Annotated in this window: 20 protein-coding genes and 5 pseudogenes; 15 read left to right on the top strand and 10 right to left on the bottom strand. The window is 57.1% G+C overall.

Features of this window, described 5'->3' with window-relative positions:
• Both FFH21_RS28015 and FFH21_RS28020 read left to right on the top strand, forming a co-directional pair.
• The gene (locus tag FFH21_RS28015) at nucleotides 1-960 is read left to right on the top strand and encodes an ABC transporter substrate-binding protein (protein ID WP_011169929.1); all 960 of its coding nucleotides are present in this window, start codon (nucleotides 1-3) and stop codon (nucleotides 958-960) included.
• Nucleotides 957-1997 carry an iron ABC transporter permease gene (locus FFH21_RS28020; RefSeq protein ID WP_004667166.1) on the top strand — a complete coding sequence of 347 codons (1041 nt, stop codon included), beginning with the start codon at nucleotides 957-959 and terminating at the stop codon, nucleotides 1995-1997. The genes FFH21_RS28015 and FFH21_RS28020 overlap by 4 nt, the downstream gene beginning before the upstream one ends.
• Before the next feature lie 95 nt (nucleotides 1998-2092).
• On the opposite strand, the gene FFH21_RS28025 is transcribed toward FFH21_RS28020, so the two are convergent.
• Complete coding sequence (locus FFH21_RS28025) at nucleotides 2093-3670, bottom strand: carbohydrate porin (protein WP_011169930.1); 1578 nt, start codon at nucleotides 3668-3670, stop codon at nucleotides 2093-2095.
• Between the two features lie 167 nt (nucleotides 3671-3837).
• Here FFH21_RS28025 and FFH21_RS28030 point away from each other — a divergent pair, with 167 nt between their 5' ends.
• From FFH21_RS28030 to FFH21_RS28055, 6 genes are all read left to right on the top strand, one after another.
• On the top strand, nucleotides 3838-5112 hold the full coding sequence (locus tag FFH21_RS28030; protein WP_004666630.1) for an ABC transporter substrate-binding protein: 1275 nt from the start codon (nucleotides 3838-3840) through the stop codon (nucleotides 5110-5112).
• Nucleotides 5113-5133: 21 nt separating this feature from the next.
• Nucleotides 5134-6096 carry a carbohydrate ABC transporter permease gene (locus tag FFH21_RS28035; RefSeq protein ID WP_004660636.1) on the top strand — a complete coding sequence of 321 codons (963 nt, stop codon included), beginning with the start codon at nucleotides 5134-5136 and terminating at the stop codon, nucleotides 6094-6096.
• Complete coding sequence (locus tag FFH21_RS28040; protein WP_004666631.1) at nucleotides 6093-6935, top strand: carbohydrate ABC transporter permease; 843 nt, start codon at nucleotides 6093-6095, stop codon at nucleotides 6933-6935. Before FFH21_RS28035 ends, FFH21_RS28040 begins: the two co-directional genes overlap by 4 nt.
• A gap of 27 nt (nucleotides 6936-6962) precedes the next feature.
• Nucleotides 6963-8108 carry an ABC transporter ATP-binding protein gene (locus FFH21_RS28045; RefSeq protein ID WP_272913190.1) on the top strand — a complete coding sequence of 382 codons (1146 nt, stop codon included), beginning with the start codon at nucleotides 6963-6965 and terminating at the stop codon, nucleotides 8106-8108.
• A complete protein-coding gene (locus tag FFH21_RS28050) occupies nucleotides 8105-9619 on the top strand; it encodes a glycoside hydrolase family 32 protein (protein ID WP_041924685.1) in 1515 nt (504 codons plus the stop codon). Before FFH21_RS28045 ends, FFH21_RS28050 begins: the two co-directional genes overlap by 4 nt.
• A gap of 67 nt (nucleotides 9620-9686) precedes the next feature.
• Nucleotides 9687-10679, top strand: coding sequence for a LacI family DNA-binding transcriptional regulator (locus FFH21_RS28055; protein WP_011169932.1), 993 nt, complete (start codon nucleotides 9687-9689; stop codon nucleotides 10677-10679).
• A 100-nt stretch (nucleotides 10680-10779) separates the two neighbouring features.
• Here the strand turns inward: FFH21_RS28055 and FFH21_RS28060 are convergent, their stop codons facing one another.
• The gene (locus FFH21_RS28060; RefSeq protein ID WP_011169933.1) at nucleotides 10780-11235 is read right to left on the bottom strand and encodes a helix-turn-helix domain-containing protein; all 456 of its coding nucleotides are present in this window, start codon (nucleotides 11233-11235) and stop codon (nucleotides 10780-10782) included.
• Between the two features lie 149 nt (nucleotides 11236-11384).
• On the opposite strand from FFH21_RS28060, the pseudogene FFH21_RS28065 reads away from it, so the two are divergent.
• From FFH21_RS28065 to FFH21_RS28080, 4 genes and pseudogenes are all read left to right on the top strand, one after another.
• Nucleotides 11385-12641: pseudogene (locus FFH21_RS28065) on the top strand (MFS transporter).
• 134 nt (nucleotides 12642-12775) lie between these two features.
• The gene (locus FFH21_RS28070; RefSeq protein ID WP_011169935.1) at nucleotides 12776-13672 is read left to right on the top strand and encodes an EamA family transporter; all 897 of its coding nucleotides are present in this window, start codon (nucleotides 12776-12778) and stop codon (nucleotides 13670-13672) included.
• A 186-nt stretch (nucleotides 13673-13858) separates the two neighbouring features.
• Nucleotides 13859-14143: pseudogene (locus tag FFH21_RS28075) on the top strand (NAD-dependent epimerase/dehydratase family protein); the annotation flags it as partial.
• A gap of 86 nt (nucleotides 14144-14229) precedes the next feature.
• A pseudogene (locus FFH21_RS28080) lies at nucleotides 14230-15023 on the top strand (isocitrate lyase/phosphoenolpyruvate mutase family protein).
• Between the two features lie 528 nt (nucleotides 15024-15551).
• Here the strand turns inward: FFH21_RS28080 and FFH21_RS28085 are convergent.
• Nucleotides 15552-15883 (bottom strand): annotated as a pseudogene (locus FFH21_RS28085) (hypothetical protein).
• Between the two features lie 398 nt (nucleotides 15884-16281).
• On the opposite strand from FFH21_RS28085, the gene FFH21_RS30280 reads away from it, so the two are divergent.
• From FFH21_RS30280 to FFH21_RS28105, 3 genes and pseudogenes are all read left to right on the top strand, one after another.
• Nucleotides 16282-16440 carry a hypothetical protein gene (locus tag FFH21_RS30280; RefSeq protein ID WP_178114227.1) on the top strand — a complete coding sequence of 53 codons (159 nt, stop codon included), beginning with the start codon at nucleotides 16282-16284 and terminating at the stop codon, nucleotides 16438-16440.
• 30 nt (nucleotides 16441-16470) lie between these two features.
• Nucleotides 16471-17703, top strand: a pseudogene (locus tag FFH21_RS28095) (IS91-like element IS801 family transposase).
• Between the two features lie 528 nt (nucleotides 17704-18231).
• Nucleotides 18232-19491, top strand: coding sequence for an IS256-like element ISPsy17 family transposase (locus FFH21_RS28105; protein WP_004666928.1), 1260 nt, complete (start codon nucleotides 18232-18234; stop codon nucleotides 19489-19491).
• A 281-nt stretch (nucleotides 19492-19772) separates the two neighbouring features.
• Here the strand turns inward: FFH21_RS28105 and FFH21_RS28115 are convergent, their stop codons facing one another.
• The 7 genes from FFH21_RS28115 to FFH21_RS28140 form a co-directional block, all read right to left on the bottom strand.
• Complete coding sequence (locus FFH21_RS28115; protein ID WP_116894627.1) at nucleotides 19773-20012, bottom strand: hypothetical protein; 240 nt, start codon at nucleotides 20010-20012, stop codon at nucleotides 19773-19775.
• A 67-nt stretch (nucleotides 20013-20079) separates the two neighbouring features.
• Entirely contained in the window at nucleotides 20080-20829 is a 750-nt protein-coding gene (locus FFH21_RS28120) for a hypothetical protein (protein WP_004667248.1), read from the bottom strand.
• Nucleotides 20830-21015: 186 nt separating this feature from the next.
• Complete coding sequence (locus FFH21_RS30755) at nucleotides 21016-21144, bottom strand: hypothetical protein (protein ID WP_023094431.1); 129 nt, start codon at nucleotides 21142-21144, stop codon at nucleotides 21016-21018.
• Between the two features lie 233 nt (nucleotides 21145-21377).
• Nucleotides 21378-23213 (bottom strand): glutamine--fructose-6-phosphate transaminase (isomerizing), encoded by a 1836-nt coding sequence (gene glmS / locus FFH21_RS28125; protein ID WP_004660503.1) that lies wholly within the window; start codon nucleotides 23211-23213, stop codon nucleotides 21378-21380.
• A gap of 9 nt (nucleotides 23214-23222) precedes the next feature.
• Complete coding sequence (locus FFH21_RS28130; protein ID WP_004660501.1) at nucleotides 23223-23990, bottom strand: DeoR/GlpR family DNA-binding transcription regulator; 768 nt, start codon at nucleotides 23988-23990, stop codon at nucleotides 23223-23225.
• Between the two features lie 302 nt (nucleotides 23991-24292).
• A complete protein-coding gene (glmU, locus tag FFH21_RS28135) occupies nucleotides 24293-25660 on the bottom strand; it encodes a bifunctional UDP-N-acetylglucosamine diphosphorylase/glucosamine-1-phosphate N-acetyltransferase GlmU (protein WP_011169938.1) in 1368 nt (455 codons plus the stop codon).
• Nucleotides 25661-25785: 125 nt separating this feature from the next.
• A complete protein-coding gene (locus FFH21_RS28140) occupies nucleotides 25786-26211 on the bottom strand; it encodes a F0F1 ATP synthase subunit epsilon (protein WP_002555981.1) in 426 nt (141 codons plus the stop codon).
• Nucleotides 26212-26235 lie beyond the last annotated feature (24 nt).

A 26235-nucleotide genomic window follows, 5' to 3' on the forward strand; every position in this document is an offset into this window, starting at 1 on the left:
ATGAACGCCCTGCTCACCCGCCTGGCTTTGATCACCTTGTTGTGCAGCCCGATGGTGCAAGCGCAACCCAGCGCCTACCCCGTCACAGTGCAAAGCTGCGACCGCTCGGTGACCTTCACGGCTGCGCCGCAGCGTGCAGTCAGCAACGATGTAAACCTCACCAAAATGATGGTTGCCCTGGGTTTGCAATCACACATGGTCGGCTACAGCGGTATCACCGGCTGGAACAAACCTGATCAGGCCCTGCTGCGCGACCTTGGCAACCTGCCCGAGCTGGCCAGCAAATACCCCTCTCTGGAAACACTGCTCAATGCCAACGCCGACTTCTATTTTGCCGGCTGGAACTATGGCATGCGGGTGGGTGGCGACGTCACGCCGCAGAGCCTGGCCCCATTGGGTATTCAGGCCTATGAACTGACCGAGTCCTGCGCGCAGATAATGCCGCGCGCTGAAGCAACACTTGCAGATGTCTACAACGACTTGCTGAACCTGGGCCGGATATTCGACGTGCAGGCCCGCGCAGAGGCGCTGGTTGCGCAAATGCGCCGCAGCGTGAGCGAGGTTCAGGCAAGCGTGGCAGGCAAATCGTCGCCCAGGGTTTTCCTGTATGACAGCGGTGAAGACCGGCCCATGACCGCCGGGCGTCTGGCCATACCCCAGGCACTGATCAGCGCCGCGGGCGGGCAGAATGTCATGGGCGACGTCGCGGCCAGCTGGACCCACGTCAACTGGGAATCGGTTTTGCAAAGCAACCCCGAGGTTATCGTGATCGTCGACTACGGCGAAGTCAGCGCCGCGCAGAAACAGCACTTCCTTGAAAGCAACCCGGCGCTGCAATCCGTCGACGCGATCCGCAACCGACGCTATGTCGTGCTGCCCTACGTGGCGGTGACGCCAGGCATCGACAACGTCGCGGCCATCGAGACGCTTGCAGCGGCATTTCATGACGTGACGCGATGACCCTGGCGCAGTGGCTGACCGAGCACCCTCGCCGTTACACGGGGTTGCTGATCACTCTGACGCTCGTGCTGCTGATGTCATGTCTGGTGTGCATCACCTTCGGCGCGGCCCCTGTGCCTTTGAACCGGGTGATGGATATCCTGATGTTCAAGCTGTTCGGCGCCAGCGAAAACCCACCTCTCTGGACCGCGGGACAGGAAACCATCGTCTGGCTGATACGCACGCCCCGCGTGTTACTGGGCGTACTGGCAGGCGCGGGACTGGCTCTGATCGGCAGCGTCCTGCAAGCAGCGACGCGCAACCCGCTGGCAGACCCTCACCTGCTGGGCGCGACCTCGGGCGCGACACTAGGCGCAGTTATCGTGGTCATGCATGTAGGAGAAGTGCTTGGCACGCTGACATTGCCACTGGCTGCGTTTGTCGGCTCGCTGGTCAGCCTGTGCCTGGTGCTGTGGCTGGCCAGCCACAAAGGCCGCCTGGACAGCCAACGCCTGCTGCTCGGCGGCGTGGCCGTGTCCTTTGTAATGATGGCGATCGCTAACCTGTCGTTGTTTCTGGGCGATCACCGCGCCAGCTCCTCAGTGCTGTTCTGGATGCTCGGCGGGCTGGGGCTGGCGCGCTGGGAGCTGCTCGTTGTGCCACTGATCACGGTTCTGTCTGGCTGGGTTCTTTTGCAAGGGCTGGGTCGTTCCCTGAACGCATTGATGGGCGGCGATCAGACCGCCACAAGCCTTGGTCTGCAAGTACGCAACGTGCGCCTGCTGGTTTTCCTGATCGCCTCACTGATGACCGGCGTGCTGGTTGCGCTGTGCGGCTCCATAGGTTTCGTCGGCCTGATGGTGCCGCACATCGCCAGACGTCTGGTGGGCTCAGAACATCGACGACTGTTGCCCGTCGCCACGCTTCTGGGTGCTTTATTGATGATCTGGGTGGATGTCGTCTCCCGCACGCTTATCGCGCCAGAGGATCTGCCTATAGGTATCGCGACCGCATTGTTGGGAGGGCTGTTTTTTATTTTCATGATGAAGCGCGGTTGAAGAAACCACTCGATAGGTAGACGGGTAATTTCTCATGACACTCACGCAGCATCGCACTGAGCCTGACTGTTCACTGGCACTTCTGAAATACCTCACTAAAACCAGGTTTCCATCTGAATGCCAAATTGCCAGACACCACCGGAGTTGAAGTCGGTTTTGCCGAAGTTGCCGGTTGTGCTGTAGCGGTCCAGGTCCGAAGACCAGTTCATGAGGCTTGCGAACACTCGCAATTCGGGACGCGTTAGCAGGTCACCCATGTCCGGCTTGAAGGTTGGCGCAACCGTGAATTTCCAGAAGTTGCCGTCGACCGCATTGCGTTGCAGGTAGCCTTTGGGGTCAAGGTCCATGGTTTGCCAACTCAGCTCGTAGGCCATCTCGAAGTTACTGTTGATCTCGTTGGCCAGGCGCATGTTCAGCGTGAGCCAGCGGTAATCGTCGCCTTTGACGTAGCGGTCTTTGCTCTGTTCGGCCAGCAGGCTCGGGCCGATGCGCCATCCCGGCGCGATAGGTGTCTCGCCGTACATGGCCAGACGCACCGCGCGGGCATCGTCGATCAGTTCGCCATCCGCGCCAATGTCCTTGACCTGCGCACCCAGGCCCTGCCCATAGAGCAACGCCGTCTTGAAGAAGCCTTCCCTGCCGAAAAAGTCTTTCTGGTGATTGGCCAACATGGTGTGCAGGCCTGAATCTGCGGGCGCAAAACCCGCTTGATTAGTGCGCGTACCGACGTCGTTTTTCTTTGCGCCAATGGCGTTGAACATCCACTGCCACTGACCATTGGCGAAGAATTGGTTGGAGGTCAGGATGTAGCTTTCCACATCGGCATCGACGCCGCCCTCACTGAAATCTCCGTAGTTACGTCCAATCAAGGAATAGTTCGAGCGCCAGTCCTTGGTCATCTGCACATCGTAGATACCGCCACCGGTACCGGCCAGGAAGACCACGTCCGAGTCCAGCCAGTGGATATCGAAATTATCCCTGTCGAAGCGCTTGCCGGCCCACAGTGTGGCGTTCTCGAACACCGAATTCCCCTTGAAGGCGGCGATATGGTCGAGTTCGGTAAATACCTGACGCACGTTCAGGCTGCTTTCGGTGGCCGTCCAGTCGTTATAGCTTTCAACGCCGTCGGCGATGGAGACGGTGAACTTGGAGCGCGTGCCGTTCTGCGCGTAGATTTCTTTCGACAGATCGAAGCGCATGTAGGTGTCGTCTTCGTTACCCAGCCGCCCGACCGCTCCACCGACTGAACCTGCGGGGGTTGTATAAGGCCCACCGCGACCGCCGCCCAAACCGTCGTTGATCAACAGACCGGAGCGAGCGTAGCCCTTGAAGCTGAACCCGTCGGTGAGGTGTCCGGCACTGCCTGGCTTCTCCATGCTTTGCTGGCGGGCTTCGAGTTTTGCCACGCGATCATCCAGAGCCGGCTGTGAACTGGCCGCAACGGTGGACGCAGAAGTGGGTGCGGCAGGCTGCGCAACGGGGGTCGAGAGTTTGAGTTGCTGAAGCTCCCTGGCGAGCGCCTGGGTTTGCTGTTCGGCTGCGGCTGCACGTTTTTCCGCAGCGCTGGCACGGGCTTCGAATGCGGCCATCCGCTCTTCCAGAGTCGCGGCCTGAGAGACGGTTGTCGAGGTGCCGAGTACCCCTGCGAGTAGCCATCTTGATGCGTTCTGCATGTGGACTTCCTGTTTTGTTTTTATTGTTTTCGTGACGTTGGCCGAGCCTTTTTCCTTCAGCAAAAAATTGTGCAAATCGGAGAAAAAAGGGTGCCACATCGAAAATACGCTGTTACATTGACGATGTTAACATTAACTTTTATAAAAACAAAAATAAAGAGGGCTCTATGAAACAGCTGAAATCTCTTCTTCCCGCCGCGCTGCTCACCCTGTCTGCCGGGTTTTCTGCGCTGTCGAACGCAGCCGATCTGACGATCTCGTGCGGGGCCGTCGGCGCTGAATTGCAACTGTGCAAGGAGGCAGTCGATAGCTGGTCAAAACAGACCGGCAACAACGTTCAAGTGGTTTCCACGCCTAACTCGGCAACCGAACGCCTGTCGTTCTACCAGCAGATCCTCAGTGCCAAGTCCACCGACATCGACATCATTCAAATCGACATGGTGTGGCCGGGGATGCTCGCCAAACACCTGACGGATCTGCGCGAACTGCTTCCGGCAAATGCGACACAAGGCTATTTCCAGGCACAGGTTGACAACGCCACCGTCGACGGCCGGCTGGTGTCGATGCCCTGGTTTACCGACTCGGGGCTGCTGTATTACCGCAAGGATCTGCTCGACAAGTACCAACAGCCGGTCCCCCAGACCTGGGAGGACATGACCGCTACCGCCAAAAAAGTGCAAAAAGCCGAACGCGATGCGGGGAATGCCACTATGTGGGGCTACGTGTTCCAGGGGCGCGCCTATGAAGGCCTGACGTGCAACGCCCTGGAATGGATCAGCAGCCAGCCGGACGGCGGACTGGTCAACCCGCGCGGAGACATTGTGGTCAACAGCCAGGCCTCACGAGTCGCGCTGACCCTGGCAAAAAGCTGGATCGGCGAGATCTCACCGCCCGGCGTACTTAACTACACCGAGGAAGAAGGCCGTGGCGTATTCCAGTCAGGAAATGCGCTGTTCATGCGCAATTGGCCTTACGTCTGGGCCTTGGTGCAAAGCAAGGACAGCGCGATAAAAGACAAGGTCGGCGTCGCGCCCCTGCCCAGTGGCGGCGCAAACGGCACCCACGCTTCAACGCTCGGAGGCTGGGGCCTGGCGATTTCGCGCTACAGCCGCAACCCCAAACTGGCGGCAGAACTGGTTGCCTACCTGACCAGTGCCCAGCAGCAAAAACAGCGTGCCCTGGCAGGCGCTTACAACCCGGTTATCGAGTCACTTTATACCGACCCCGAGTTGCTCGCGGCGATGCCTTACTACACCCAGTTGCACGGCATCCTCAGCAATGGGGTTATGCGCCCTGCCGCCATCACCGCCAACGGCTACCCACGCGTCTCCAACGCGTTCTTTGATCGTGTGCACAGCGTGCTGGCGGGCGATTTGCCGGTCGATCAGGCACTGCTCGACCTGGAACGCGACCTGACGCGCATCAAACGTCGGAACTGGTAAGCCACACGTAAGGAGATCAACATGCCGTCCTCTTCTATCGACTTTCCCGGTGACGACGTCCTGATTACCCGGGAAACGCCCGTACAGCGTCGCAGGTTACGTGCCGCCTGGCTGTTTCTGACGCCCATGCTGGTGTGCCTGACGCTGGTGGCGGCCTGGCCGTTACTTCGCACATTCTGGTTCAGCCTTACCGACGCCGACCTGTCGGACACTGAAGGCGGCTCATTCATTGGCCTGAGCAATTATCTGCTCTACGACGGCACACTCTGGTCAGGCGTTCTGGTCGATCCGCAATGGTGGAACGCGGTGCGCAACACCTTGCATTTCACCGTGGTGTCGGTAGGTCTGGAAATGGTCCTGGGACTGATGGTGGCGTTGCTGTTGAACGTCAAGTTCACCGGCCGCGCGCTGGTCCGTGCGTTGATCCTGATCCCTTGGGCGATTCCGACTATCGTCTCGGCGAAGATCTGGTCATGGATGCTCAATGACCAGTTCGGCATCATCAACCATATGATGCTGAGCCTGGGCCTGATCGACGCGCCGCTGGCCTGGACGGCAGATGCGGATCTGTCGATGTGGGCTGTCATTATCGTCGACGTCTGGAAGACCGTCCCCTTCGTCACCTTGCTGATGCTGGCGGCCCTGCAGATGCTGCCAAGCGATTGCTACGAAGCTGCCAGGGTTGACGGCATTCATCCGGTGCGGGTGTTCTGGCGTGTCACGTTGCCGTTGCTGATGCCGGCCTTACTAGTCGCGGCGATCTTTCGCATCCTCGACTCACTGCGGGTGTTCGACGTCATCTATGTCCTGACCTCCAATTCCTCGAGCACCATGAGCATGTCGGTCTATGCCCGCCAGCACCTGGTGGAGTTCCAGGACGTCGGCTACGGCAGCGCCGCCTCCACCCTGCTGTTTCTGGTCGTGGCAGTGATTGCCATGCTTTATCTGTACCTCGGCCGTCGCCAACTGAAGGTGCGTTCATGAACCTGCGCCAACTGAAGAAAGCCCTGCTACGTGTGGGTTTCTGGTGCCTGATCGGGATCTTGCTGCTCTACGCCATATTCCCTTTCTACTACGCCATCGTGACATCGCTGAAGCCGTCCAGTGCCTTGTTTGAAGTGAGCTACTGGATCACCGAAGCCGACTTCTCCAATTACGCAGCGGTCCTCGGTCAGGCGTCATTCCTGCAGGCCATCGCCAACTCGCTGGTGGTTGCGCTGAGTGTGGTAGCGCTGGCGCTGTTCCTGGGCCTGACGGCGTCCTACGCCCTGGGCAGGGTCAAGTTCCGAGGCCGCGGCACGGTGCTGATGATGGTGCTCGGCGTCTCGATGTTTCCTCAGGTCGCGGTGCTGTCGGGGCTGTTTGAAGTCATCCGTGCACTGGGTCTCTATAACACCTCATGGGCACTGATCCTGAGCTACACGATTTTTACCCTGCCCTTCACCGTCTGGGTGCTGACCACGTTCATGGGGCAACTGCCGCATGAGCTGGAAGAAGCGGCAATCATGGATGGCGCATCGCCCTGGGTCACGCTGACCCGCGTGCTGTTGCCGCTGCTGTGGCCCGCACTGGTCACAACCGGCCTGCTGGCTTTTATTGCCGCGTGGAACGAGTTCCTGTTTGCCCTGACCTTCACCCTGACAGACGCGCAACGAACGGTCCCGGTCGCCATCGCCCTGATTTCGGGTGGCAGCTCCCACGAATTGCCCTGGGGCCTGTTGATGGCGGCGTCGGTGCTGGTGACCGTCCCACTGGTGATTCTGGTGCTGATCTTCCAGCGCCGCATCGTTTCCGGCCTCACTGCCGGCGCGTTGAAAGGTTGATGCACACAACTGACAAGGAACAGCATCGTGATGAAATTGAAGCTAGCCAACATCAACAAGCAATTGGGCGGCACGCGCATTCTGCGCGATGTCAGCCTGGAAATCGCTGCGGGTGAGTTCGTTGTGTTCGTTGGCCCTTCGGGCTGCGGAAAGTCGACGCTGCTGCGCTTGATCGCGGGGCTGGATTCGATCTGTGGTGGCGACCTGCTGATCGACGGACGCCGGGTCAATGACCTGGAACCGCGCGAGCGTGGCGTCGGCATGGTCTTTCAGTCTTACGCTCTGTACCCGCACATGAGCGTCTACGACAACATCAGTTTCGGTCTCAAGCTGGCCAAGACTGAAAAAGGCAGCCTGCGCGAACGCGTACTGAAAACCGCACAGATCCTGCAACTGGAAAAACTGCTGCAACGCAAGCCCAGGGAGCTGTCCGGTGGGCAGCGCCAGCGTGTTGCAATGGGCAGAGCCATGGCGCGGGAACCGGACATTTTGTTGTTCGATGAACCACTCTCCAACCTCGATGCCTCGTTGCGGGTGCAGATGCGCAACGAAATCGCCCGGCTCCACAAACGGCTGGGCTCGACCATGATCTACGTCACTCACGATCAGGTAGAGGCCATGACCCTGGCTGACAAAATTGTCGTCCTCAACGGCGGTCAGGTCGAACAGGTTGGCTCACCACGCGAACTCTATGAGCGCCCCGCCAGCCTCTTCGTCGCCGGTTTTCTGGGCTCGCCAAGAATGAATTTTCTGCCAGTCCGCTTGCACGCACCAAGCCGCAACAGCCTGATCGATATCCCGGCACTGGGCATGACATCCCTGCCCTTCGACAGCTCGAACCTGGCCGACGACGCGCAATTGACCCTGGGTGTCCGTCCGGAACACATATCTCTAAGTGCAGCGAACAGTGGCACTGGCGTCACCGTGACCAGTGTCGAATACCTGGGTAGCGAGGTCTACGTGCATCTGGCTACAGGCGAGAACGAACCCTTGATCTGCCGTTGCGAGGCAAAAGCCGGATGGCAGGTGGACGACCGGGTCGCGCTGCAGTTCGATACCGAAAATCTGCACGTGTTCGACGCCGATGGCCTGGCCTTGAAACGCCACTCTGACGCCGACCAACACCTGACACACGACACCACGCCGCACTTCGTACAAGCGGGTTCCCTATGAGTTTTTCTGTGAATGCCATGAACGGTCCAATGTCCAACACACTGGAGCGCGCGCACCATGCGTTGAAGGATAGCCTGGCGCAGGTGATCCACGACTATCGACCCGGTTATCACTTGGCCCCGCCTGCGGGCTGGATGAACGACCCTAACGGGGTGGTGTACTTTCGTGGCGAATATCACGTGTTCTATCAGCACCACCCGTTCGACGCGAAATGGGGCCCGATGTACTGGGGCCATGCAAAGAGTGCCGATCTGGTCCATTGGCAGCACCTGCCCATTGCCCTGGCACCCGGTGATGACTTCGACCAGGACGGTTGTTTTTCCGGCAGCGCAGTGGTGTGTGGCGACACCCTGGCACTGATCTACACCGGGCACACCTGGCTGGGTGAGGTAGGCGACGAGCTTTTGATCCGTCAGGTGCAGTGCCTGGCCACCAGTCTCGACGGCATCAACTTCGTCAAACACGGTGCCGTCATCGACAGCCCGCCGCAAGACACGATCATTCATTTCCGTGATCCGAAGGTCTGGCAGCAGGATGACCACTGGTACCTGATTGCCGGTGCGCGTCTGGGCGACAGGCCGTTGCTGCCGTTGTATCGGTCTGTGGACCTGCACGCGTGGGAATTCGTGAGCTATGTATCCAGCGGCAACGAAGGTGATGGTTATATGTGGGAATGCCCCGACCTGTTTCGCCTTGATGGACGCGATGTACTGCTTTACTCCCCCCAAGGCATGCCAGCCCAGGGCTACGAGCGACTGAACAAGTTTCATACCGGCTACCGAGTGGGCCAAATCGACAGCCAGAGGCAGTTCAACGGCGGGCCTTTTATCGAACTGGATAACGGCCATGACTTTTATGCTGCGCAGACCCTCGTGGCTGCCGATGGCAGACGTCTGGTGTGGGCGTGGCTCGATATGTGGGAAAGCCCGACCCCCACAGCAACCCATCTCTGGCGCGGAATGCTCGGCCTGCCACGCGAACTCGAACTGCGCGACGATCGCCTTTGCGTGCACCCCGCACGCGAACTGACAGCGCTGCGCAATGCGTCATTGCCAGGCACTCCCTGGTGGAGCGAAGCGGGCACTCAGTGGCTGACTGACGTACACGGCGATCTGCTGGAAATCCACGTGCACCTGGACCTGCTCGACTGCACCGAAGGTCACCTGGGAGTGGCGTTGCGTTGCAGTTCAGATGGCAAGGAGCAAACTCTGCTTTACTACGACGCGTCGCTAAAACGTTTGATACTGGACCGCGATCAGTCGGGCACCCACGTCAGCGGTCAACGCAGCGTAGCAATAGACCCACAACAGGAGCGGCTTGAATTGCGAGTCTTCCTGGATCGCTCGTCCATTGAAGTGTTTGATCAAAACGGCAGCTTCAGCTTCAGTAGTCGCCTTTATCCACAGACCGACAGCCTGGGGGTCAAGCTTATTGCCAACGGAACAGGAGGCCGGGTGTGCATTGCCAACGCATGGGAACTCTCTTCGGGATGCTTACAGGTAAATCATTGAAGTCGCGAAAAAAATCAGGCCTCTGTAGCATGATAATTATCAGTCAACCTGACAGGCCCCGCCTTGCATGACCTCAGTTAAAGACGTTGCACGATTGGCCGGTGTGTCCCTGATGACGGTATCCCGGGCGCTCAATAATCCGGAAAAACTGAGCCCCGAGACGTATCAGCGAGTCCGTAGCGCGATTGACGAGCTTCAATTCGTACCCAGCCTGTCAGCGCGCAGGATTCGCGGCGACAACTTGCAGACACGAACCATCGGAGTGTTTGCGCTGGACACCGCGACAACGCCGTTTGCGGTAGAGCTGCTGCTGTCCATCGAGCAGACCGCACAGCAGGCAGGCTGGAACGTATTTATCCTCAACCTGCTAAGCAACCCGCCCACCGACCAGAACGTGGACCTGATGCTGTCCCACCGACCTGACGGGTTGATCTTCAGCACCATGGGGTTGCGCGAAGTGACTATTCCCCAGCGCTTGAAAAGCAAACCGCTGGTGCTCGCCAACTGCGTAGCCGATGACAGCAGCCTCGTCAGTTATGTGCCGGACGACGAAACAGGGCAGTACCGCGCCTTGCACCATGCGTTCAGCCAGGGCTACCGACGTCCGTTGTTTATCAATCTGCCAAAAAAGAGCCTGGCCTGGAAAATTCGCCAGGCGGGTATGCAGCGTGCCTGCCAGGCATTCGGCCTGGCTACCGGCGAACTCTTGCAATACGACCTCTCCGAGCATGACGCCTATGGGGAAACCGCAGCCATCCTTGAACGGCACATGATTGATGGCCGTCCGCAGTTCGATATTCTGATCTGCGGCAATGACCGCATAGCCTTTTGTGCCTACCAACTGCTGCTGGGCCGTGGCCTGAAAATCCCCGGTGATGTCGCCGTGCTGGGCTATGACAATATGATCGGCATTTCCGAACTGTTCATCCCCGCGCTGACCACGGTGCAACTGCCGTATTACGAGATCGGTCGCAATGCCGCCCGGTACTTGATCGATGGCCTCGAAGTCTCGGGTGCCCAGCCGGTAGATTGCCCGCTTGTGGTGAGGGAATCGTTATGAAGGGCTTGCGGTTTCGGTAACGTCAGTTCGAAGCTGGCTTTGTAACCGCCAACATCATCACAGAGCAACTTGATCAGCGATCGGTTGCTATCGACTCGCGTCAACTCCAGCGCTTGACGACCCGACGATGACAATCGGCCGGGGCCAGCACCTTGCCCGCCTTGGAACGTACGGCGATGGTTTCTACTGGCTCCGACAATTCATTGTCGAGCAGCACCGAGTAGCTCTCCCCTGCGTTGAACAAGTAACGCTCCCCCCACTGGCGCATGCTGACGACGATGGGGAACACCGCGCGGCCCATATCAGTCAGCACATATTCTTTGTAGGCACTGCCGTCGGAGGCCGGCTGAATGTTGAATACGCCCAACTCCACGAGCATTTTGAGCTTGACCGTGAGGATGTTCTTGGCGAGACCAAGACGTTTCTGAAATTCACTGAAGCGGCGAACGTCGTCGAACGCGTCGCGGATGATCATTAAAACCCAGCGATCTCCGATTACTTCAAGCGTGCGGGCGACAGGGCATTCGCTCTGCGCCAATAATTGCTGTTTGGCCATGGGGCTCCTGGAGGCGAGGTAGCAGGAAATGTAAAAAGTTCTAACGTCAGACGAAAATGTTTTACACATGTGGTTGCATTTAACAACCTCGTTTGTTAAAAGTTCACATAAGGTTTTCTTTTGCAACCACATATTCCAAGGATGGAGCGATGCCGTTCAAGTCTCGTGCCCCGGTAAAGATGGAAATCGAAGCCGAAAAATCCAGCGGTGGGTACACGCAAGCTCCCCAACCCCGGGACACCCCCAAGCTTAGTCGCTATCAAACTTTTCTTTTTGCAATTACCTGCGCCATGGCGGTCGCAAACGTCTACTTCGCCCAGCCTTTGCTGGAATCGATGGCTGCCAGCCTGTCGGTTTCGCCGGGCACGATTGGTGTCGTAGTGACCGCGACACAAGCAGGTTATGCCGTCGGATTGTTGTTCATCGTTCCGCTGGGTGATTTGCTCAATCGCAAGAAACTTATCCTTACACAAATGCTGCTGTCAGCTCTGGCCCTGTGCGCAGTGGGTCTGTCGCTGGATTGGGGCATGTTGCTCGGCTCGATGGTGCTCGTTGGCCTGATGGCAGTCGTGGTGCAGGTGGTGGTTGCCTACGCCGCTTCGCTGGCGAGTCCCGAGCAACGTGGCGAAGCCGTCGGCACCGTGACCAGTGGCGTGGTGCTGGGAATTCTGCTGGCCCGCTTCGTCTCCGGTGCAGTGGCTGATCTGGCCGGCTGGCGCGGCGTTTATTTTGTCTCGGCCGCCCTGATGATCGGCATGGTACTGGTGCTGATGCGCGCCATGCCTGCCTCCACCACGCCACCGGCGAAAGGCGGCTACTGGCAATTGCTGCGATCGGTGTTCCAGTTGTACCTGACCGAACGCACATTGCGTGTCCGGGGCACCTTCGCCCTGCTGATCTTCGCCGCATTCGGTGTGTTGTAGACGTCGATGGTACTGCCGCTCAGCGCACCGCCGTTGTCGCTGTCACACACCCAGATTGGTTTGTTCGGACTCGCCGGTGTGGCCGGTGCGCTGGCAGCGGCACGGGCCGGACGGCTCGCCGACCAAGGGCTCGGCAATCGCACCACGGGCATCGCGCTGGCACTGTTGACCTTGTCCTGGCTGCCGACGGCGTTCGTTGAACACTCATTATTCGCCATGGTGGTGGGTGTGGTGTTACTGGATTTCGCCGTGCAAGCCGTCCATGTCACCAATCAGAGCCTGATCTTTGCCGCACGCCCCGATGCGCAAAGCCGACTGGTGGGTGCCTACATGTGTTTCTACTCGGTAGGCAGTGGTCTGGGTGCCATCGCTGCGACTTATACATATGCACACTTTGGCTGGGTCGCCGTTTGTAGTTTGGGTGCCGCCATCAGCGCAGTTGCCCTGCTGTACTGGACCTACCTGGAACTGACGTCCACATAACGTTCAACCCTTAATAAACTTCTCGCGATCGTCAGTTAACGGATGGCGTGAAACAGTGGGAAGCCGGTGGCAAGAACATCATCCCGCTGGGCTGCCGCGTCGCGGACGACCACCTTCACCAAGGCAAATAATCCATGAAACCACTGCACGTAGTGTTGGCTGTATTGATAACGGCAATCTGGGGTGTGAATTTCTCGGTGATCAAACTCGGACTGGCCACCGTCGATCCGCTCATCCTGGCGGGTATACGCTTCAGTCTCTGTGCATTACCGGCGATTTTCTTCATCCGTAAACCCGACGTGCCGTGGCGCTACATCATCGGCTATGGCCTGGTGTTCGGCATTGGTCTGTGGGGCGTGGTCAACCTGGGTATCAAGGCAGGGCTGTCGGCGGGCATCGCGTCCTTGGTGCTGCAGTTCAGCGCGTTCTTCACCATCCTGCTCGGCGGTTGGGTGTTCAAGGAAGCGCTGACCCGCTTCCAGGTGCTGGGCATGTTGATCGCCCTCGCGGGGCTGTTGTGCATCATCAAGATCAGTGACGGTTCGGTGAGCCTCACCGGCGTATTGCTGGTGCTGGTGGGCGCGGCATCCTGGAGCGTTGCCAACATCATCAACAAGAAGGCCAGCACCAAGGATGTTTTCGGCTTTCTGGTCTGGTCCAGCGCGTTTGCACCGATTCCGCTGTTCGCCCTCGATTACGCGGTGAACGGCAGCGCCGGCTACACCGCGTTTGTCAGTCAGGTGAATACGACTGCCGTGTTGTCGATCCTGTTTCAGGTCTATCCCAACACGCTGTTCGCTTACTGGATCTGGAACTCGCTGCTCAAAACCTATCCGGTTTCCACAGTGGCGCCGCTGTCTCTGCTGGTGCCTATCTTCGGCATGCTCGGCTCGGTAATGGTGTTCAACGAAAGCGTGCCGGTGAGCAAAGTACTGGCAGTGGTGTTGATCGTACTCGGCCTGGCCGTCGGCCTCTACGGTCAGCGTATGTTCAATGCTATGTTCGCGCGTCGTGCACGCACTTCAATGTGAGCCCAAGGGGCAAGATTTAACAACTCGAACACGACAAGCAAGCTGTTCTGACACAGCACTCTTGTCATGGTCTGTTTTATGTTTTTTAGCCCCTGGGGGATTCAAGCGCAGCGGCCAAGATGCTTGAGTGAAGTCTTGGCCGCCGGCCTGCATCCGTCCCAATGAAACCTCAAGGATATGAGTGCAATGTCGCGTAAAGTTTTTGTAGCCGGCGCATCCGGTGTAATCGGCAAAGCCCTGCTCAAGCTCTTGGTGGCTGCGGACTACAGCGTGTATGGCGCTACCCGTCGCGCCGAAAAAGTGAAGGACATTGAGGCCACAGGTGCTACGGCAGTAGTGGTCGATGTCTATGACGCCGAGCGTTTAAACGAAGAGTTGGTCCGCATACAGCCATGGGCTGTTATTCATCAACTGACAGATCTGCCTCATGGCCTGAGTCCTGAGTTGATGGCAAAGGCGGTCGAGAACAACGGACTATCTGTACGAAGGCAGGCTTTCTATTTCCAGTCGCTTGCCTGCCAAGGTCAACAGATGGCAACTTTCAGACAGGAAGTGTTATGAAACCACTGGACAATGTTTTTCATGAGTTGCACAAGAATGGCCTTTTGATCCTGGCCAATGTCAGCGATGCAGGCGGCGCAAAAGTCGTAGAGTCATTGGGTGCCGCCGCGATCGCCACCAGCAGTGCGGGCATGGCTTGGGCGCATGGTTACACCGATGGCAATCAGCTCCCCCTTACGCGGCTGGCGGCCAGCGTTGAATCCATGACGCGAATACTGCACGTCCCCCTGACCGTAGACATTGAGGCCGGTTACTCCGACGACCTCCAGCACGTTGCCAGGGTTGTCGAAGCAGTTGTCGCTTCAGGTCCGTGGGTATCAACATCGAAGACGGTAGCGCACCACCGGAGGTACTTGTGCGCAAAATCGAAGTTGCCCGAGAAGTCGCCAACAAACACGGCGTTAATCTATTCATCAATGCGCGCAGTGACGTCTATCTGAAAAACCTGGTGCCCGCCTCCCAGCGTCTGGATGAAATCATCCGGCGTGCAGCGCTTTATGCACAGGCAGGAGCCAACGGCATTTTCGCCGCAGGTATGGTCACACCCGCCGAGATTTCCACACTGTGCAACACCTCCACACTACCGGTGAACCTGCTTGCCCGCGATGGGCTGTCGGCGCCCGACGAATTGCAGCGTCTAGGCGTTAGACGCCTGAGCGCCGGTTCCAGTATTGCGGAGTTTCTGTACGGCGCGATGGAAGGGCTGGCCCGCTCTTTCATCGAGCGCGGACAGCTGGATACGCAGGCGCTTACGGGGTTTTTGAATGGCTTGATGGCGGAGCGTGGATAAAGCGACAGGCCATGGGCAGCTTGAGCGAAAAGTGCTCAGGAGCATTGGGCCATGACGTCTTCCGCGACATCCCTACTTAGGTAACGCGGCGCGGTGATAGGCCCTTTAAGGCCCATCACTGCAGATGCAGAACACTCCGGACCGGTGCTTTTCAGGGACCTAAGCCAGCGATGTTCATGTATTCAGGGAATCGTGGGGAAGAACGGCGGCGTGCGAAGGTTCTAATTCACAAATACCACTGTCTCTTTTGAATAAAATTTGTACGTAAAATCGGCTTAAGTCATTGATTTTTCGTACCTACCGAAAGCGATCTTTGGAATAAAGTTTGTACCTAAGCTCAAATCTGAAGAATTTTTATTTGGAATAAAGTTTGGACATACGGCTAAATCCTGCCACTGACTATCGCCACCAGCCTTTCTGTAAGCTCCCTAGCGTTTCGCATCCGGCTCTTGGTGTGAGGTGGAGGATTGAAAATAGATACGGCTTTTCGAAAATCAATGGAACGATTACCTAGCATTGGTTGACCTTTTACATTGATTTGACCGACACCACTTCCACGTATCGATATTTGCCTTGGCTGCTCTAACCGCTTCTTGCTCTGCCAGTAGGGTGCTCAAGGTATCCGCCTCATGGACCATCTCGTAGGTCTTGCCTTCAAACTCATTGCCAACGCGCAGAGTTACCTTCAATCGAGGCGTGAACGTATTAGCGATCTTTTTCTTCTGATGCATGTTCGTTGGTCTAGCGGGCTCAATATCCGATTGGGACGTGTCTGCCGGCGTGTCACTGACTTTTTCTGCTACCGCGGGGCTACCGAAGAGCGCTCGTCGCATCTCTTCTTGAGTAAATTCTGGGTTCATGTGGCTTCTCGTGGATGGCATTTAGCTAACCTAATTCTACCAGTTTGATCCAATTGACGCGGCTAAACGGCCATGATCCATAAGCCTATATGAAGAAGCTCGTCACACGCCTGCCGACACAGCAGGAAGAGTGAAAATGCGCAAGACGGGATACCCAAAGCAATGTCAATTGCGGCTGGCTTCGGATATGGCACGGTTTGCTGCCTGATCGCGTTCGTGTCGACAAGAAGCAGATGCAATCCCGCGACTGATCAGACGCCGGGATTACAGGTTGGTTTTATTACTCCCGTCCGTGAGGAGACTTCCCTTCACGCCACGTCTCCGATAGCCTCACCAATTAAAGGTCATAAGTCACCATCTGAGTGTGCCCATGACCGTCATTTGAAAAGGGATGTTCGATGCGTTTTTATGCTCAGCAGGTTGATAAAAAAGTAGGGATTGCGGGATACAGCGTCATCCTTGATACCACCAGGCTTGCCGACACGCTTGAACAGGGCAGCCTGCGGCTGCAAATCGCCCGTTCTTACGATCGCGTAGCAGCAGAAACATTGATTTGAGCTTTGCCATGAGGCCCGTTATTGACCATCATGAAGCCTGCTTACCCACCGCTGCTGCTTCAGATGAGTCCTGCCTACACACCTCGACCGCTCAAAAACCTCTTCACCGCTAACCAGTGCTGGGCACACCTCCTCGAGGAGGGCGGCTTACGCGACATCGAAGTCGAGTCCGTCACCAAAATGCTCGCCTGCGGCACCTCGATACTGGGCGTCAAACACTACACCTGCGGCAACCACAGCTGCCCGCACGTCAAATACCTGTGCAACACCTGCCATTGCCGGGCCTGTCCCTCCTGCGGCAAAAAGGCCACCGACCAGTGGATCACCGTGCAAAACAACCGTCTGCCCGACTGCCCCTGGCAGCATCTGGTGTTCACGCTGCCCGACACGCTATGGCCCCTGTTCTTCTACAACCGCTGGCTGCTCGATGCGCTGTTTCGGCTGGCGGCCGATAACCTGATCTACGCCGCCAAGCGGCGCGGTTTGCGCGTCGGGATTTAAGGGGCGCTGCACACCTATGGCCGGCGGCTCAACTGGCATCCCCACGTCCACCTGTCGGTGACCGCGGGCGGCCTGGATGAGCAGGGCGTCTGGAAAAATCTGTCGTTCCACAAAGAGGCCCTGCGGCGGCGCTGGATGTGGCTGGTGCGCGATTACCTGCTGGGACAGCCGCTTTCGCAACTGACGATGCCGCCGCCGCTGGCCCACATCCTCTGTGAAAGCGACTGGCGCCGTTTGATACTGACCGCTGGTGGCCAGCACTGGCACATCCACTTGTCGAAGAAGACGAAAAACGGCCGAAAGACCGTCAATTACCTGGGCCGCTACCTGAAAAAACCGCCCATCTCGGGCAGTCGTCTGGCGCATTACACCAACGGGGCCACGTTGAGCTTCACCTACCTGGATCACCGCACACAGACCTATCAGCAGGAAACGCTGAGCCAGGCCGACATGCTTTTCCGGGTGGTGCAGCACATCCCGGAAAAGCATTTCCGGATGATCCGGTATTTTGGTTTTCTGGCCAATCGGGTCTGCGGGCAGTACCTGCCAAAGGTCTATGAAGCACTGAAGATGGCGACGCCAGGACCGACACCGAAGCTGTATTTTGTGCAGATGGCCAAAGCCTTTCTAAACGTCGATCCGTTCCGCTGCGTGCTGTGTGGCGCGCGGATGGTATACACGGCGGCAATCAGCGGGCTGACGGTGCAGGGACTGAACCTCAACGCTCAGGCGATTGCGCAGATGAGGTACGTGAAGCCCTGACAGGGCCTAGGTGCGTCCGCACCTAGGCTTCGCGGTGAAATAACCTGCATTAATGCTTGTTGATAGGGATTTTCACTGCATAAGTAACGCATCAGCGTCTTCCTACCCATCGCTTTGAAGGCATGACGCCTCCGTCATAGCGTCAGCCTGATGCATAGGCATTTTGAAATTCCTATGCATCGAGTATGGTCTTAAAAAAGCTGCTTCGGCAAGACTTAGGGCGGTGCTTTGTGGAGGAGGCCGATGGCCAACACACGCGAATGCAGATGCTTGGGGCTCAAAGGAAGAAATAGTCTCGTGCCATGCGCCCCAGCCACCTTCAAGGCTGATATTCCAATTCGCTTCAACACCCTGCATTGTGAACGCGTCGTCGGTGGTTTGCCAAGTGACTCCAGACGGGGCATGCAGAATGGTCAACCGGTGAACTGGCATGCGGTGTATTAAATTCTTGAGTATGTGATTTATAGGCCAAACTGAGACTGTCAGAAATTTTGTGTTCGGGCATAACATGTAGCTAGAGGTGCATGTATGCCGACCAAAAAGAAGTCCGCCAATGCAACAGCGAGGGAGTTGCCCTCGATTCCCCAAGAGCTGATCGAGCAGTTTGTTAAAGGCCCGATGAGCGCCGAAGCCATTCAAGACGCGTCCATGGCGTTCAAGAAGGCTCTGATCGAGCGTGCGCTAGGCGCCGAGCTGGGTCACCACCTTGGTTATCCTCAGGGCGCGGAGCGCCCTGAGGAGTCGACCAATCAGCGCAATGGCAAAAGCAGCAAGACGGTTCTGACCGACGACGGGCCGCTTCGCCTGGATATCCCCAGAGACCGCGATGGTAGCTTCGCCCCGATCCTGATTCCCAAGCACGAACGACGTTTTACAGGCTTCGACGACAAGATAATTGCCATGTACGCCCGGGGCATGACGGTGCGTGAGATCCGCGCTTTTCTATCTGAGCAGTATGGAACTGACGTGTCCCATGACTTCATCAGCTCAGTCACCGATGCGGTCATGGAAGAGGTGGGCGCTTGGCAGCAACGACCCTTGGAACCGATGTATCCGGTGATCTTCTTCGATGCGTTACGGGTCAAAATCCGGGACGAGGGGTTAGTGTGCAACAAGGCTATTTATCTGGCGCTGGGGGTATTACCTGATGGCACGCGCGACATTCTGGGTATATGGATCGAGAGCACCGAGGGTGCCAAGTTTTGGATGAAGGTGTTCAACGACCTCAAGACTCGTGGCGTTGAAGATGTTCTGATCGCCGTCACGGATGGCCTCAAAGGAATACCGGAGGCGTTGGGGGCGGTTTTTCCTGCCACGACGCTGCAAACCTGCATCGTGCATCTGATCCGCAACAGCTTGGACTATGCCGCTTGGGATAAACGTCGGGCACTGGCCAAAGCACTCAAGCCGATCTACCAGGCGATCAATGCCGATGTGGCTGAGCAAGAGCTTAACGCCTTTGAAGCGGGCCCCTGGGGCAAGCAGTATCCGACTGTAGTTGCTGCATGGCGTCGCGCCTGGGATCGGGTTATACCGTTTTTTGTTTTTCCGGCGGGCATTCGCAAAGTGGTTTACACGACCAATGCCATCGAGAGCATCAATGCCCAGTTACGCAAGATCATCAAGACTCGAGGGCACTTCCCGACCGATGAGGCTGCGACGAAACTGATATGGCTTGGGTTGCGCAACATCACCGCCAACTGGGGTCATGCGGCACACGACTGGAAAGTGGCAATGAATCAATTTGCGATCCTGTACGGAGACCGATTTACCAGACCGAGCTGGTAAAACAAGGGCCTGCCTGACGGCAGGCCCTAACCAGCCCGAACACAAAAAAACTGATACTCCCGCCAAACTCACAACTTCCGTCCGTTCAAAACCCGCGCTTGGGCGACACTGCTTTGCGGGTGATTGCCACCTTCGCCGAGGACCTCAAGCGTGGCATCCCCGATGGCTACCATTGAGAAGCGAGCCAACGCGCGGTCGCAAGACCGCCCTAGAGCGAGCGTTAGATCTAAGCGTCCTAAGGTCAATTGGTCACCACACTTATGTGAAGCCCCCCTGTAACCTCAATTGCTCGCCTCGCAGCCGCATCCTTTTTCCGTTGCACCAGTATTGATCCAGGCAGCCACTACTAAGCGTACTGCCTCTTTTACCATTTCCCAGTCCTCTGGGTTTCCACCATGCGATTCAATTCCGTCAAGGACATTTACAGCTAAACGCTGGGCATATTCAGGCGAAACCTCATAGCTTTCTATAATTAGAGTAACGGTCTTCTCTTCGGTATCAGGCGTATAAAATTTTGACATGGGAGCTACTAATTTCCATCTATATGAAAAATGTAAGCGCCTGCCAAAACGCTTTACGTGGTTAGGGCTATGAGGCCTGCCTTTGCATCCAAAAAATCGACGCCTCAATGACTTCTAGCACTCGAAGCTTAAGAGTGCCAGACATGAGTTGCATGTCTCGCTGATACTTATCGAAAGCAGCTAAACATGCTGGGTCACGACACTGCTGCTCGCTTAGCTCACTACCCAGATTTTCAGGAAAAGGATGCAGAGGCCATGAACCATACTGGTCTGCCAGTAGTCGTACTTTGTCTGTAAGAACCAGCCAGTCGAGAGCATGGTCAGGTGAAATAGAAGCGGCCAGCGTCAGGCAGTGCTGGAAGTCTGGATACCTAGAATGAGCAGTTTCCATCGCAAATTTAAGCTTCAGGATTTGCGCATTCGTCACTACAGAACTTTTGTGGGCATTGAGGCTGTGCAGAGCCAGGATGGAAACATCAATAGATGTAATCGGGGTTTCATGCCCAAACACCCGAGTGCGTTCGTAAGCATCAATAACTGAAGCGACAATCAAATTCAGAGGAGTTAGCGTTAACCTCTCCCGCCTATAGCTAGGTATGAGCTCGATGACCACGTAGAACACATACGCAGAAAACAGCCCCACGAGCAGGTCACTGGTTACACTGCCAGTAGCCTCGGCAGCCAGAAATGCAGCAGCCTCGCTCCCTTTAAGCCAGTGCCAGACATCCAACCTCAGGTTGATCAGGACGATGCCTCCCAGAACAACCAGTGCAGCGGCAAGCAGCCACTTTTCCCTCGTCTCACGCCAAACCCACATACCATGCCACCCTTCAAATCCGGTCAGCATAGCGACAGAGAGACGCGTTGAGATAGTAGTACTTAGCTTGGCAACCTCGACACGGCATTGTATGGAAGATAGAGTTTCCGCAGCCTATCTCGAACGCAGCGACTTGAAATCTTGAGCACCTTGAAAAAAGCAGCTCTCAAGAGCTGCTTTTCTTCCCTACTCGCCCTTTTTGTGCTTATGGGGTTTCAGGTCCGGGTGTTCCTTTTGCTTTTCAGGAGTGACTCGCTGCCTTTTATCCGGAGTGCCATCTTCATTGGTGCGTTTAGGTCCTGGCTTGATGCTCATGCAAAAATTCCTTTCCGCTTGGGTTGTTGAGTACTGCTAGTAGTTAGTCCAACTTCCCGCAGCTGTCAAAGCAGACCGGCGCAGAAGTGCTCGACAGCTCTGTGAGCAGCTTTCATCGGCCGGCTTAAAGTTGCGTCAAAGCTACGATCCAGCGCCTTCAGTGAGACAGACCCATCGACTCCCGCGACATCTCTAACTCTCTAAAACCACCAAAACTCACCCCTGTGGATAACTCACTCCACCGTCACCGACTTCGCCAAGTTCCTCGGCTGGTCCACATCCGTCCCTTTCAACACCGCCACATAATACGAAAGCAGCTGCAACGGAATGGTGTACAGAATCGGTGCCAGGGCGTCGATGATGTGCGGCATGGCGATGACGTGAGTGCCTTCGCCGTTCTTGAGCCCAGCCAGCTCATCCGCGAACACGATCAGTTCGCCGCCGCGGGCGCGTACTTCCTGCAGGTTGGATTTGAGTTTCTCCAGCAGCTCGTTGTTCGGCGCGACGGTGACGACCGGCATGTCGGCATCGACCAGCGCCAGCGGGCCGTGTTTCAGCTCGCCAGCCGGATAGGCTTCGGCGTGGATGTAGGAGATTTCTTTGAGCTTGAGTGCGCCTTCCATTGCTACAGGGAATTGCGCGCCACGACCGAGGAACAAGGTGTGGTGTTTCTCGGCGAACAGCTCGGCGACTTTCTCGATGGTGCCGTCCATTGCCAGGGCTTCACCGAGTCGGGTTGGCAGACGGCGCAGTTCTTCGACCAGTTGTGCTTCAACGCCCTCTTCCAACGAACCTTTGACCTGGCCGAGTGACAGGGTCAGCAGCAGCAAGGCGACCAGTTGGGTGGTGAAGGCTTTGGTCGATGCCACGCCGATTTCCGGGCCAGCCTGGGTCAGCAGGGTCAGGTCGGATTCACGTACCAGTGAGCTGATGCCGACGTTGCAGATCGCCAGGCTGGCCAGAAAGCCCAGTTCCTTGGCGTTGCGCAGCGCTGCCAGTGTGTCGGCGGTTTCGCCGGATTGCGAGATCGAAACGAACAAGGTGTCCGGCTGAACCACGACCTTGCGGTAGCGGAACTCGCTGGCCACTTCCACCTGGCAAGGAATGCCGGCCAGGCCTTCAAGCCAGTAACGCGCGACCATGCCTGCGTGGTAGCTGGTGCCACACGCCACGATCTGAACGTTGCGTACTTTGGCGAACAGTTCGGCAGCCTGTGGACCAAATGCGTGGACCAGCACTTGCTGTTGCCCCAGGCGACCTTCGAGGGTGCGCTGCACGACCTTGGGTTGCTCGTGGATTTCCTTGAGCATGAAGTGACGGTATTCGCCCTTGTCAGCGGCTTCAGCGCCTTCATGGTATTGCACCACTTCACGCTCGACCGACACACCGTCGACGTTCCAGATCTGCACGCTGTCGCGACGGATCTCGGCGATATCGCCTTCTTCCAGGTACATGAAACGGTCGGTCACCTGACGCAGCGCCAGTTGATCGGAGGCCAGGAAGTTTTCACCCAGGCCCATGCCGACAACCAGCGGGCTGCCACTGCGGGCGGCCAGCAGGCGATCCGGTTGTGCAGCGTTGATCACGGCAAGACCATAGGCACCGTGCAATTCTTTCACGGCAGCCTTCAGGGCAACCGCCAGATCTGACGTGTCCTTGAGCTTGTGGTGCAGCAGGTGAACGATGACTTCAGTGTCGGTATCGGATGCGAAGACGTAACCCAGGCTTTTCAGCTGTTCACGTAGCGCTTCGTGGTTCTCGATGATGCCGTTGTGGACAACTGCCAGCGTGTCGGCCGAGAAGTGTGGATGAGCGTTACGTTCACATGGTGCACCGTGGGTCGCCCAACGGGTGTGGGCGATGCCCAGACGGCCGATCAGCGGCTCGCCTGCCAGCGCCTGTTCCAGCTCACTGACCTTGCCCGAGCGACGTCGGCGCTCAAGGGTGCCTTCGTTGGTGAAAACAGCCACGCCCGCGCTGTCGTAACCGCGGTACTCAAGACGCTTGAGGCCTTCGAGCAAAATGGCCGTGATATTACGTTCAGCAACGGCGCCGACGATTCCACACATGGTTATCTCCTAGCTGACAGCAGCACAAATCAGATTGATGCCGCGGGCCTGTATCTGATCGCGAGCCTCGCTGGACAGACGATCATCAGTAATAAGGGTGTGGATACTGCTCCAGGGCAGCTCCAGATTGGGGATCTTGCGACCGACCTTGTCGGCCTCGACCATGACAACGACTTCCCGGGCGACTTCCGCCATGACCCGGCTCAAGCCCAGCAGCTCGTTGAAGGTGGTGGTGCCACGAGTCAGATCGATGCCGTCGGCACCGATGAACAACTGATCGAAATCGTAGGAGCGCAGTACCTGTTCAGCGACCTGCCCCTGAAAAGAATCCGAGTGCGGATCCCATGTTCCGCCAGTCATCAACAGGACCGGTTCGTGTTCCAGCTCAGTAAGGGCTCGCGCCACATGCAGTGAGTTGGTCATGACCACCAGACCAGGTTGCTGGCCCAGTTCAGGGATCAACGCAGCCGTGGTGCTGCCACTGTCGACAATAATTCTGGCGTGCTCGCGAATTCGGGAAACCGCAGCGCGGGCAATGGCCTGTTTGTAACGGGAAACCGGCTGGCTGCTTTCGCTGATCAGCTCGTGAGGGAGCGGCACTGCGCCCCCGTAACGGCGCAACAGCAAACCATTGGTTTCGAGGGCTGCCAGATCCTTTCGAATCGTAACTTCAGAAGTTTCAAAGCGTTTGGCCAAATCGTCGACGCTAACTTCACCCAGCTCATTGAGCAGGGCAAGAATGTTGTGGCGACGTTGTGGTGTATTGCGCTTCGACATGACAGCCTTAAGTTTCGTTTCGAAAGATAACGAAGGCAATCAAAACCTATTTTTTGGGCTTGGTCAAGGCCAGAGGGTTTGGCAGGGCATTTTCAATGGACCATGAGGAACGAGATTCCTGTAACTCTCGCTCCAGTGCTCCGCTCTCAGAAGTATGCATAGGCCAGTTGGACCAACCCGGAATGCATTTTGTGGGAGCGGACTCGTCCGCGAAAACTATTTACATAGATTCCAGGACGGGGGATGGCTTTCGCGGACGAGTCCGCTCCCACAGAACATCATTTTTCCGGGCTGTGGATAACTCAGTCTTTCCTGATTTTCACAGGACGCTTCCAGCCTTCGATGTTGCGTTGGCGGGCGCGAGCCACGCCGAGTTGTTCAGTGGGCACGTTCTGCGTGATGGTCGAACCGGCTGCGGTCGTCGCACCGTCAAAGATATCCACAGGCGCGACCAGTGAGTTGTTAGAACCAATGAACACGTCTGTGCCTAACGTCGTCTTGTGCTTGTTGGCACCATCGTAGTTACAGGTGATGGTACCGGCACCGATATTGGTGCGTGCGCCGACTTCGGCATCTCCCAGGTAAGTCAGATGACCAACCTTGGCACCCTCGCCCAGGTTCGCATTCTTGAGTTCAACAAAGTTACCCACATGCGCTTTGGCGCCCAGCACACTGCCAGGGCGAAGACGTGCAAACGGGCCGGCATCGCTGCCCTCGCCCAGAATTGCGCCTTCGATGTGGCTGTTGGCTTTGACGATGACCCCCTTGCGCAGGGTGCTGTCTTTGATGACGCAGTTAGGGCCGATGACCACGTTGTCCTCGATGACTACCTTGCCTTCAAGGATCACGTTGATGTCGATCAGCACATCGCGGCCGACGCTGACTTCGCCGCGCACATCGAATCGCGCAGGGTCACGCAGGGTTACACCACCCGCCATCAACCGGCGGGCTTCGCGCAACTGGTAATGGCGCTCCAGCTCGGAGAGCTGTTTGCGATCATTGGCACCCTGCACTTCCATTGCGCCGTAAGGCTGCTCTGTAGCAACAATCAGCCCATCATTGACGGCCATGGCGATTACGTCTGTGAGGTAATACTCGCCTTGGGCGTTGTTGTTGGACAGCCGCCCCAGCCAGTCAGCGAGACGCTTGGCAGGCACCGCGAGAATGCCAGTGTTGCCTTCGGTGATTGCCTTCTGTACATCGTTCGCATCCTTGTGCTCGACAATCGCGCAGACACGATTCTGCTGGTCGCGAACGATGCGGCCGTAACCGGTGGGGTCGTCCAGGGTGACAGTCAACAGGCCCAGTTGCTGCGGATTGACGAGTTTGAGCAGGCGCGTAAGCGTCTCCACCTCAATCAACGGCACATCGCCATAAAGAATCAACACGGTCTCAGCCGTAAGCGCAGGCAGAGCCTGAGCAACAGCGTGGCCTGTGCCCAGTTGCTTGTCCTGCATCACGAAATTCAGGTCATCGGCTGCCAGCTGTTCACGAACAGCATCAGCGCCGTGTCCTATCACGACGTGTATTCCATTTGGGGATAACTGACGTGCGCTGTGGATAACATGACCAAGCATGGAGTTGCCAGCCACGGGATGCAGGACCTTGGGCAAGGCGGAACGCATCCGGGTACCTTGGCCAGCAGCGAGAATAACGATATCGAGGGACATGATAGGACTACCAACTGAGCGGCAACCGGGCCGAAGGCGGGCTGACTTGAAAGAGGAAATCTGAAAAAAGAAAAAGGGTAGCCGAGGCTACCCTTTTTCTCAATCGCGCATCGAATGCAGCGGGGTTAGCCGCCGAACTTCTTGCGAATTTGCTGAACGGTGCGCAGCTGAGCTGCAGCCTCGGCCAGACGAGCAGTTGCAGAGCCGTAGTCGAAATCTGCGCCTTTCTCGTTCAGAGCCTTCTCGGCAGCCAGTACGGCAGCCTGAGCAGAAGCTTCATCCAGGTCGGCAGCACGTTGCACAGTATCGGCAAGCACCTTGACCATGTTCGGCTGAACCTCAAGGAAACCACCGGAGATGTAAAACACCTCGGCTTCCCCACCCTGCTTGATCAAGCGGATCGGGCCCGGCTTCAGATCAGTGATCAGCGGCGCGTGGCCTGGAGCGATACCGAGATCACCCAGGTTGCCGTGCGCAATCACCATCTCGACCAGACCGGAGAAAATTTCCCCTTCCGCGCTGACGATGTCGCAATGGACTGTCATAGCCATTTGCTTGCCTCAACCTAATTAGCG

The sequence above is a fragment of the Pseudomonas sp. KBS0707 genome (assembly GCF_005937945.2).
Classification (GTDB): Bacteria; Pseudomonadota; Gammaproteobacteria; order Pseudomonadales; family Pseudomonadaceae; genus Aquipseudomonas; species Aquipseudomonas amygdali.